Source organism: uncultured Tenacibaculum sp., from assembly GCF_947502995.1.
Classification (GTDB): domain Bacteria; phylum Bacteroidota; class Bacteroidia; order Flavobacteriales; family Flavobacteriaceae; genus Polaribacter.
Genome location: NZ_CANNBW010000064.1, coordinates 1 through 540, shown reverse-complemented (window position 1 = coordinate 540; position 540 = coordinate 1). Strand labels below are relative to the sequence as shown.

The window sequence follows — 540 nt, the reverse complement described above, 5'->3', positions numbered from 1 at the left end:
TGACTAGTCCTAAATAACCGTTACAGTTATTTATTGATTAAATATATTAAACATCATCTAAAGCTATAGCTTTAGATGATGTTTTTTTTCGATATGATTTTATTTTCATTTTGTTTTGTTGGTGTGTTTGATTAGGAGTTTTGAAAAAACATGACCAATGTGGTCTTTTAGAGTTATAAATAGCTATTGATTGTTTTACTATTTTCTTCATTATCTTAATATTTAGATGTGTCGTGTTCATAAAGAACTCTTGTTTTAAAATTCCATTAACACGTTCAGCTATTGCATTTTGATATGGATCATATGACTCTGTCATACTACATTTAATATTATGTTTAGATAATATATCTTGATATATGTTACTACAATATTGTAAACCTCTATCTGAATGATGGATCAGCTTTTTGTCTGGATACATTCTATTTTTTATAGCCATGTCCAAAGCTTCTACAGTTGAGCTTACTTCTAAGGTATTATCCAAATGATAACCGATAATTTTCTTAGAATATGCATCTGTAACTAATGATAGGTGCATAGGGT

General features: G+C 27.8%; 1 protein-coding gene. It reads right to left on the bottom strand.

The genetic code is table 11. From position 1 onward, the window contains the following. Window positions 1-46 precede the first annotated feature (46 nt). On the bottom strand, window positions 47-540 hold a 494-nt coding region (locus Q1A46_RS20740), incomplete at its 5' end, for a DDE-type integrase/transposase/recombinase (RefSeq protein WP_299683564.1).